We start from the raw sequence: 8,572 nt of genomic DNA, 5'->3' as shown, positions 1-8,572 counted from the left end.
ACCCACGCTATGTCTAAACTAGACAGATATGACGAATCCCAGCATCAACTTCACAGAAGAATTTAGCATAAAGCTCCCTGCCTTAACATTACCCTATGACGCACCTATATCTAATCCTTTTAGGCGCTCTCGTTCAGAATGAGGACATGCTTTAATATCAAGCAATGACATTATATCTAAACAGCAAAATTGCTACAGCAGAACTGATTAGCACACTCAAAAAGATATAGAACAAAACATTATTACTGACCAACGTCTTTTGGACATCGGAATATCCTAGCTTATCAAAGGTAATCAGCTCTTTATTTAGATTAGAGTAATCAATGGTTTTTACGGACTCAATAAAATGATCGACGAACCAATGCGGCCAGTGCTGTGGTTTAAATGGAGAAATATCAGTTAGCTGAGTATGATTTGAGAATTTTTCCCAGTTATTATCATTGAGATTAATACTGTGCATACGCCAATCTGTAAAGCTATAACCGCTTATCTTTTTAGAAAAAACGACATCTACATCCTTATGGTTTTTATCTTTGAAGATTCTTTGCATCAGGGAAGACACAACATCCTTTGTGCCTTCTAGACATTGTAAAAAGCTCTCATTGTTGTTGCACAAAAACCCCACGATTTTGTTATCTTTATTAAAAGATTCTGAATGACGCTGTATATGCGTAAACACAGAGTTATCAGCGGTATTGATACCACTAATATATATCAATCTTATGAGAGCGTTTGCAGGGGTATCACTCATAGATTCTTCTAGTTTGTCGTGACTGTATATGTTCATATTGGTATGCATATTCAATATTATTTCTTGTTTTCATGGATATTATGATTGGTATTATAAAATATTTGTAGATATTTATTTAGCCCTAGCGTATGAGAAATATCATGAGACATCCAAATTTGGATATATTGGAATACAGTCAGCGCCATAACTCCTGAAAACCACTGATGCGTTAATGCAGTAGGTCACGAGCGGTGACCTACTAAAACCGCCTTACCATCAGTTTTTTGCAGCCTGCACGTTTGCTTGAAATGACGCGGCTATTTGCCTTGCTTGATAAAAGAGTAGGCAAAATTGTTGACCGTTATCAGCAAGTCTTTGGCATCAAGGCACTGACTGAATGTATTAGTACTTTTGATGAAAAGGGTAGCCGTGAAGGCGGTGTGCTTTAGCATACCGCAGGTAAAGGTAAGTCATTTACCATGGCTTTTTTCTCCAAGGCGCTGATTTGGTTAGATGGTAGAGTTGTACTTGCATGAGTGAGGAAGAGCGACATTTTGAAATTTTTAAGACAATGGTATTGATCGTTTTAAAGTACAAATGCGTATTAAACTAATCACACTTTTGAGATACCTAAGATTTATTAGAGGTGTTTTGGACATCATTAGATAATTAGTATGGACTGAAAGTCATACTATTGAAAAATTCAAGAGGTGTATAGGAGCGTTTAGGACAAGATACGAAAACTAGGAAGCATTGTTAATCTGATAAGATTGGCGGTGAAGGAGGGATTCGAACCCTCGATACGCGATTAACGTATACACACTTTCCAGGCGTGCGGTTTCAGCCACTCACCCACTTCACCGTTTTGAGACGGGTTAGTATAGCGGATACCATTTAGAATGTCACGACTTGCGGGCCATCTTTCTTTATTTGCAGACGCCTGCTAGGATAGCGTATACGTAATGACCTGTATGAACGTAACGACATACATACATAGATAGATGGTTGAGAGCTGAATGACAATTTCTGATAGATTCAAACACAGTGTTAAAAATAGCGTCATCATGACTGTAACGGCCGTGGTCATCAGTATGACTCCAGCGCAGGCTGACGACTTTAGCCAATGTAGTCAGTCTTTTTATGGCGGAATCTACCCCGAATTTATCAATACTAAGTTAAATAATAATACGCAAGCGCTATGCATGGATGGTTTTGCGGTGATGTACTCTGGCGTGTCGCGCACACCGCTATGGTCGGCAGAATATCTGAATCGTGCGCGCTTGGAGCAGGCCAAACAGATAGACCGTGAAGATAGCTTTCATGAAGAGAGCAGATTACCGAAATCCATGCGTGCCTCTTTGTCTGACTATTCAGGCTCTGGTTATGATCGTGGTCATTTATCACCCAATGGCGATATGGCAACGCGCAGCCAGCAATATGACAGCTTTAGCTTGGCCAATATTGCTCCACAATCACCACGCAACAATCGTTATATTTGGCGCAATATCGAATCAGCGACTCGCTATTTAACCCAGCAATATGGTGACGTTTACGCTGTGACGGGCGTGGCGTTCACGGACAAAAAAACCAAACAACTGGCAAATCGAGTGCTTGTACCCAGTCATTTTTTCAAAGCCGTCTATATCCCAGCAATTAATCAAGCAGGGGTTTATTACGCTCCTAACGATGAGTCAGAGCGCATAGAAGTCATCAGTGTGGATGAATTGGCAGGCAAGATTGGTATTGATGTCTTACCTGGGTTAGATAGTAAAACCAAAACCCAAGCTTTTGATTTGCCATTAAAAGCGGGAGAAAATACAGACACTCCCAATGCGGAAGCAAAAGAGCCTGATTGGCTGCTACTTGTTTGGGCCATCATTGAGTGGATATTGACACAACTAAAAGCATAAATCGCTGATAAATTAATGTCGGCATAAAGTCAGCAGTACGCCAAGTCAACGAATCACATAAGATATTATTAATAAAACGCCATCAGTAAGAGACTGTCAATAAAAAGGATGATCAGATGATTGAACCATTTGCCAACAATCACCAAAGCATGCAGATAGGTGAGCTTGTGATTGAAAATCAAGAAGATAAAATCATTATGTATGGTGATATTGAGCTGACTTTAGATACAGCAGGTTATCAACAAGCGCAGCAGCTCCAGCAATTGATGACCAAAATCGTGCAAGCATTTGAAAAGCCGCATCTCTATAGGAACACTGATAGCAAGTCAAAAGAAAAAGATGACCAATCGGGTAAAAATATCGACAATCCCTTTCTGTAAGTCTTTGATATGGTTTTGTTTTATCAAAATCTTAAAGTGCAAAAATATTACTAGGCAAACGCTGAAAATTGCTTATAATGAATTAAGACATCGCTTATGTCGCTTAAGTCTTTAAAAAAGTTTATAAGCACTCACGAAAATTGGCTTTTATAGCGTATAAGATCGTGATACTTACAATAAAAGATGCTAGCAAAGGATAAGCATAGAACATCAGAAACATAATGTTTCGAGTAATCATTGTATGAAGGGAGTCTATCTATGAAACTATTTACAAAAGCCACATTAGCAGTTGTCGGTATCAGTGTAGCCAGCATGGCATTCGCCGCTGATCCATTAGCCAATACGACTTGGCAGACATTTGATGAAGGCAAGCCAAAGGGTACGGTAAAAATCACTGAATCAAATGGGGTTTTAACCGGCACACTAATCGCCACTAACTCTGCCACAGGTAAAAAGCACGTTGGTAAAACCATTATTAAAGGTTTGAAATCTGATGGTGGTGGCAAGTATAGCGGTGGCACAATTACCGATCCTGAAAAAGCCAAAGACTACCGTATGACGGCAAACTTAAGTGGTAACACACTGAACATTAAAGGATACATCGGTCCATTCTCACGTAGCCAGCAGTGGAAAAAGAAATAAACCAGTCGTATATTTTTAATAAGTTTGATAATCATAAAAAATCCCGCAAAGCCTTTTGGTTTTGCGGGATTTTTATTGCATCAATGCTAATTAGAACCTAACGTCTTTATCTGACGAACTCTGGGTATGCTTCCATACCACACTCGGCTATATCTGCACCTTCATACTCATCTTCTTCAGAGATACGTAAACCAAGAACGGCTTTAATGATTGACCAAACGATTAGGCTTGCAACGAATACCCAAACAAAAATAGTAGCGGCACCAGCCACTTGTCCCAGTAGCGTCACTTCTGGATTGGTGATTGGTACGATAAGTAAACCAAATAGACCGACAACGCCATGAACTGAAATAGCCCCAACTGGATCATCTATTTTTATTTTATCCAATGCCAAAATAGATAGCACTACGATCACACCAGCAGCCAAACCAAAAAGAGTGGCTTGTAAAGCGGATGGTGTAGAGGGTTCTGCCGTGATAGCAACCAATCCTGCGAGTGCACCATTTAGGAGCATTGTTAAATCAGCCTTGCCAAAAATTATGCGAGCCAGTAAGAGTGCGCCAATAGCACCACCTGCGGCAGCTGCATTGGTATTCAAAAAGACTATCGCCACTGAGTTGGCACTAGCAATATCTCCCAGTTTCAGCACTGAGCCGCCATTAAAGCCAAACCAACCCATCCACAATATAAGCGTGCCAAGCGCTGCCAATGGCAGATTCGCCCCTTGAATAGCACGTATTTCGCCATTAGGGCCATATTTGCCTTTACGGGCGCCTAGTAGCAATACCCCTGCCAATGCGGCAGCTGCTCCTGCCATATGTACGATACCGGAACCTGCAAAATCAGAGAAGCCCAAATCGCCTAAATTGAATAAGCCAAGAACGTCTTTACCGCCCCAAGTCCAGCTACCTTCTAATGGATAAATCAATCCAGTCATCACGACAGCAAATATTAAAAACGACCAAAGCTTCATACGCTCAGCCACGGCGCCCGACACGATGGACATACAGGTCGCGACAAACACAACTTGGAAGAAAAAATCAGACGCAGCAGAATAAACAGCATCACCGCCAAAGCCATTTTCGGCTGAAGCCGCCAACGCATCTTCTACTACTGATTCACCGCCTGCAATACCACTCAAGAACAAATCACCACCATACATGATGGCATAGCCGCAGATCATATACATGGTACATGCGGTAGCAAAGAGGGCGACGTTTTTGGTTAAGATCTCAACGGTGTTTTTTGAACGGACTAGACCAGCTTCTAACATGGTGAAGCCTGCGGCCATCCACATGACTAACGCCCCACACATTAAAAAATAAAATGTATCAAGTGCGTACTGAAGCTCGAAGATTTGGTTTTGCATATTAATTCCCCCTTGAATTGATGCAATACAGCTATCGGTATGACTGTTATTTTGTGTCTATATTGATCTTGCGCTTTAGATAGCGTCAGGACCTGTCTCACCTGTACGTATACGAATGACTTGCTCAAGCGCGGTAACGAAGATTTTGCCGTCACCAATCTTACCTGTGCTAGCAATGCGAGTAATGGCTTCGATAGCAGGTTCTACCATCTCATCAATAACAGCCACTTCGACTTTTACTTTAGGTAAAAAGTCCACTACGTACTCTGCGCCACGATAAAGCTCTGTGTGACCTTTTTGGCGACCGAAACCTTTGACTTCAGTAACAGTGACACCTTTTACACCGATGTCAGAAAGCGCTTCACGTACATCATCGAGCTTAAACGGTTTTAAGATCGCAGTGATTAGCTTCATAAAAAATTCCTTATTTGTGTGATGCCGCAGGTTGATAGAAGCGTTGTGGTGCATCGTATCGCTGCCATGCTTACTATCAGTCATTCAAGAACTGTGCCAATTTACTCAAGGGGGTTAGGTAAGATTGGGTTTATTTGCTCAAAAATGACCGCAGTAGTGACAAAAATACTGACTAAGCTATAACGGCAAATGCCGTTTTTATAAGCATAGCTGACGTCAATCAACCTTTAGCGTGAGCCAACGAAAACTTTATTATAACCAACTTTTTAAGTGCTTGGGGAGGCTATCCCCTTATTTCATGTGATGTTTTGCTAACCTAATTTGACAAACTGTGATGAGCGTTTGATGAAGTAGCAGTGAGGAAGGACAAAGAAGACAATAATAAGGGTTGGAGCCCAATGTGGATAATTAGGCTCGGCGCTTAGATAGAGAGGGTTGACGTATAAGGCTAGGCGTACGCTTTTGGTAAAAGCAAATAAGGAGTTTGAGTACTGTGTAGCAGCTTTTTAGTATCACTACCCTTTAGCAGTCCACGCAAACGAGATTGACCAAAGGCGCCAGTCATCAGCAAACCGATGTTATTTTCTTTTTGATAATAATTTAGGGCAGCGGCAACGTCACGGCAATCGAGCAATGCTTTTTTAGACTTGATACCAGCTTGTCTGAGCCGTGCATAAGCCTCGCGTAGAGCGTCGCAGTTTTCTGAGTTCTCTTTACCTACCATGACAATATGAACAGTCAAGGCTCGGACAAGAGACGTTTTGCATAGCCAATTGAGTAATTTATGAGAAGTGGGGCTATTATCAAAGGCAAATAAAGCTGTGGTAGGGGGCAAAAATGGTGCATGAGTCACCAAAATGGGGCAATGGCTAACTCTAATTAGCTGACTCAATGTAGATTTGCAGGTAACGTTATGACCTATGATGATCAACTGTGCTTCGTCATCGACATAATCAATACTTTCACTAAGATTGCCATGCCGATGCAAGGTATAAGTCTTCAGCTTGTGATGATGCTGTTCGCAATATGTGGTGGCTTGATGTAGCAACAGCTTACCTTGCGCTTTTAGCTCACAATTATTCAAATGCTCTTTGGTAGTAAATTGCTCAAGTAATGTATTCTCATCATCGATATTTAGACAACCAGAATAGTTCACCGCTGCTTTTTGCTGCAATGTGGGCACAGAATGTAGCAACCCTACAGGCGCTTGCAGACGAGTAGATGCCCATATGCTTGCCTCCAATACCGCTTGCACATGATCGGGGCAGTCCAAGCATGCAATCACACTATTTGGTTTTAAATTACTCATAAGACTACCCATCGTTCAATAATAAAAATACAGCTGTTTGGCTCGAAGATGGGAGAGAACACCCGTACCCACTTCTTCGTACTAATTCAACTGTCTATTCAACTATTTGTTTATGATTGATCAATCAACGTTTGACCAGTCAGTAGACGCCACTTTGTTTAATCTAGCAAACCAATGTCTCGGCGATCATGCACAGAGAAGCGATCAATTAAGGTTCGGCTTGCATTGTTGAGTCCCACCACTTTGACATCGATGCCTTCGCGTTGCAAGCGCATGACCAGCTTATCCAGTGCATCAACAGCGCTGACATCCCAAAAGTGCGCCTGGCTGACATCAATTTGGACGCTATCCAACGCTTCTTTGGTATCAAAACTGCCCAAAAACTGCGTCGTAGAAGCAAAGAAAACTTGCCCTTGCACGTAGTAGTAGCGGGTATTACTAGTGTCATCATACTCACTAAATATACTCAAAAACTGACCGATCTTATTAGCAAACGCCAATGCTGAAAGCAGAACGCCCACGCCCACGCCATATGCTAAATTGTGCGTAAAAACGGTAGTCAAGACGGTCGCTAACATCACAATATTAAACGACATAGGGTGCGTTTTAAACTCGCGAATGGACTGCCAGTTAAACGTACCAATTGACACCATAATCATCACCGCAACCAGCGCTGCCATCGGAATTTGGCTGACCCACTCGCTCAAAAACACGACCATAATCAGCAGTACAACCCCTGCTATCAAAGTAGACAAGCGTGTCCGTCCGCCAGATTTGACATTAATCATTGACTGACCAATCATGGCACAACCTGCCATACCGCCGAAAAATCCTGACACCACGTTAGCGATACCTTGACCACGACATTCGCGATTTTTATCACTGGGCGTGTCTGTTAATTCATCAACGATTGTCGCCGTCATCATAGATTCCAATAAACCAACGATGGCAAGCGCGATAGAGTAAGGCGCGATGATCAACAATGTATTAAGGTTTAAAGGAATATCTGGCAGCAAAAACATAGGTAGCGAATCTGGTAAATCGCCCATGCTACCGACATTACGAATATCGAGATTCATATACATCGCAACAGCGGTCAACCCAACGATACAGATAAGAGGAGAGGGAATCACGCGGCCGATTTTGGGGATAAGCGGAAACAGATAAATAATCGCCAAGCCAGCAGCTGTCATAACATAAACCGTCGTGCCGACGCGCTCGGTCATGGGGTTAAGCTCTGGCAATTGGGCGACAAATATCAGTATCGCCAGCGCATTAACAAAGCCAATAACTACTGAGCGAGAGACAAAACGCATCAAATTACCAAGCTTTAAGATACCCATCACAATCTGAAACGCGCCGCATAATAAAGTAGCCGCCAGCAAATACTGTAAGCCGTGCTCGGCCACCAAATCGACCATTACTAGCGCCATCGCCCCTGTTGCGGCCGAAATCATACCAGGACGACCACCGACAAAACTAATGACCACAGCGATACAAAACGAGGCATATAGCCCAACCTTTGGATCAACCCCTGCGATAATAGAAAAGGCAATGGCTTCAGGAATCAAGGCTAGGGCGACGACCAAACCTGATAAAACGTCACCGCGAACATTGGAAAACCACTCGTCACGCAAGTTATCAATAAAAGATATCATAAGTAAACTGTATAGGGTTAGAGGCAATAGAAGTAAGCATTGCTCATTAATAAAATGATCGCGTCACTACGCTAAGAGCGCATAGTGACTCGTTTTTCTTTTGCGACAACAGGCGCTGGGTCATGTTGCGGCATTGAATTATTAAAGCTTAATAATAAGT

The 8,572-nt window shown here is 42.3% G+C and carries 9 protein-coding genes and 1 tRNA gene; 4 read left to right on the top strand and 6 right to left on the bottom strand.

The window, feature by feature from the left end:
* Window positions 1–157 precede the first annotated feature (157 nt).
* Window positions 158–799, bottom strand: a complete 642-nt coding sequence (locus tag ACT3TH_RS12730; RefSeq protein ID WP_444756199.1) for a BLUF domain-containing protein — start codon at window positions 797–799, stop codon at window positions 158–160.
* A 239-nt stretch (window positions 800–1,038) separates the two neighbouring features.
* Here ACT3TH_RS12730 and ACT3TH_RS12725 point away from each other — a divergent pair, with 239 nt between their 5' ends.
* Window positions 1,039–1,179 (top strand): hypothetical protein, encoded by a 141-nt coding sequence (locus ACT3TH_RS12725; protein WP_444756198.1) that lies wholly within the window; start codon window positions 1,039–1,041, stop codon window positions 1,177–1,179.
* Window positions 1,180–1,501: 322 nt separating this feature from the next.
* Here ACT3TH_RS12725 and ACT3TH_RS12720 read toward each other — a convergent pair.
* Window positions 1,502–1,592, bottom strand: a tRNA-Ser gene (locus tag ACT3TH_RS12720).
* A 154-nt stretch (window positions 1,593–1,746) separates the two neighbouring features.
* Between ACT3TH_RS12720 and ACT3TH_RS12715 the strand changes: the two genes are divergently transcribed.
* From ACT3TH_RS12715 to ACT3TH_RS12705, 3 genes are all read left to right on the top strand, one after another.
* Window positions 1,747–2,640: a DNA/RNA non-specific endonuclease gene (locus ACT3TH_RS12715; protein WP_444756197.1), complete on the top strand. Its 894-nt coding sequence runs from the start codon at window positions 1,747–1,749 to the stop codon at window positions 2,638–2,640.
* A gap of 116 nt (window positions 2,641–2,756) precedes the next feature.
* On the top strand, window positions 2,757–3,020 hold the full coding sequence (locus ACT3TH_RS12710; RefSeq protein ID WP_444756196.1) for a hypothetical protein: 264 nt from the start codon (window positions 2,757–2,759) through the stop codon (window positions 3,018–3,020).
* Window positions 3,021–3,278: 258 nt separating this feature from the next.
* Window positions 3,279–3,662: a DUF2147 domain-containing protein gene (locus ACT3TH_RS12705; protein WP_444756195.1), complete on the top strand. Its 384-nt coding sequence runs from the start codon at window positions 3,279–3,281 to the stop codon at window positions 3,660–3,662.
* A gap of 106 nt (window positions 3,663–3,768) precedes the next feature.
* Here ACT3TH_RS12705 and ACT3TH_RS12700 read toward each other — a convergent pair whose 3' ends face one another.
* From ACT3TH_RS12700 to ACT3TH_RS12685, 4 genes are all read right to left on the bottom strand, one after another.
* Complete coding sequence (locus ACT3TH_RS12700) at window positions 3,769–5,031, bottom strand: ammonium transporter (protein ID WP_444756194.1); 1,263 nt, start codon at window positions 5,029–5,031, stop codon at window positions 3,769–3,771.
* 75 nt (window positions 5,032–5,106) lie between these two features.
* Window positions 5,107–5,445, bottom strand: a complete 339-nt coding sequence (locus ACT3TH_RS12695) for a P-II family nitrogen regulator (protein WP_010197981.1) — start codon at window positions 5,443–5,445, stop codon at window positions 5,107–5,109.
* A 448-nt stretch (window positions 5,446–5,893) separates the two neighbouring features.
* Window positions 5,894–6,754, bottom strand: a complete 861-nt coding sequence (locus tag ACT3TH_RS12690) for a universal stress protein (RefSeq protein ID WP_444756193.1) — start codon at window positions 6,752–6,754, stop codon at window positions 5,894–5,896.
* Between the two features lie 158 nt (window positions 6,755–6,912).
* Window positions 6,913–8,412 (bottom strand): SulP family inorganic anion transporter, encoded by a 1,500-nt coding sequence (locus ACT3TH_RS12685; RefSeq protein WP_444756192.1) that lies wholly within the window; start codon window positions 8,410–8,412, stop codon window positions 6,913–6,915.
* Window positions 8,413–8,572: the final 160 nt, after the last annotated feature.

It is taken from the genome of Psychrobacter sp. AOP22-C1-C5, from assembly GCF_052378885.1.
GTDB lineage: Bacteria > Pseudomonadota > Gammaproteobacteria > Pseudomonadales > Moraxellaceae > Psychrobacter.
The sequence above is the reverse complement of the archived record's forward strand: the minus strand, read 5'-3'. Positions and strand labels throughout refer to the sequence as shown.

What these genes read in the sequence shown, in the direction of transcription:
- ACT3TH_RS12695 (WP_010197981.1), bottom strand. Translation starts at nt 5,445, where the DNA reads ATGAAGCTAATCACTGCGATCTTAAAACCGTTTAAGCTCGATGATGTA.
- ACT3TH_RS12690 (WP_444756193.1), bottom strand. Translation starts at nt 6,754, where the DNA reads ATGAGTAATTTAAAACCAAATAGTGTGATTGCATGCTTGGACTGCCCC.
- ACT3TH_RS12700 (WP_444756194.1), bottom strand. Translation starts at nt 5,031, where the DNA reads ATGCAAAACCAAATCTTCGAGCTTCAGTACGCACTTGATACATTTTAT.
- ACT3TH_RS12730 (WP_444756199.1), bottom strand. Translation starts at nt 799, where the DNA reads ATGCATACCAATATGAACATATACAGTCACGACAAACTAGAAGAATCT.
- ACT3TH_RS12705 (WP_444756195.1), top strand. Translation starts at nt 3,279, where the DNA reads ATGAAACTATTTACAAAAGCCACATTAGCAGTTGTCGGTATCAGTGTA.
- ACT3TH_RS12710 (WP_444756196.1), top strand. Translation starts at nt 2,757, where the DNA reads ATGATTGAACCATTTGCCAACAATCACCAAAGCATGCAGATAGGTGAG.
- ACT3TH_RS12725 (WP_444756198.1), top strand. Translation starts at nt 1,039, where the DNA reads ATGACGCGGCTATTTGCCTTGCTTGATAAAAGAGTAGGCAAAATTGTT.
- ACT3TH_RS12685 (WP_444756192.1), bottom strand. Translation starts at nt 8,412, where the DNA reads ATGATATCTTTTATTGATAACTTGCGTGACGAGTGGTTTTCCAATGTT.
- ACT3TH_RS12715 (WP_444756197.1), top strand. Translation starts at nt 1,747, where the DNA reads ATGACAATTTCTGATAGATTCAAACACAGTGTTAAAAATAGCGTCATC.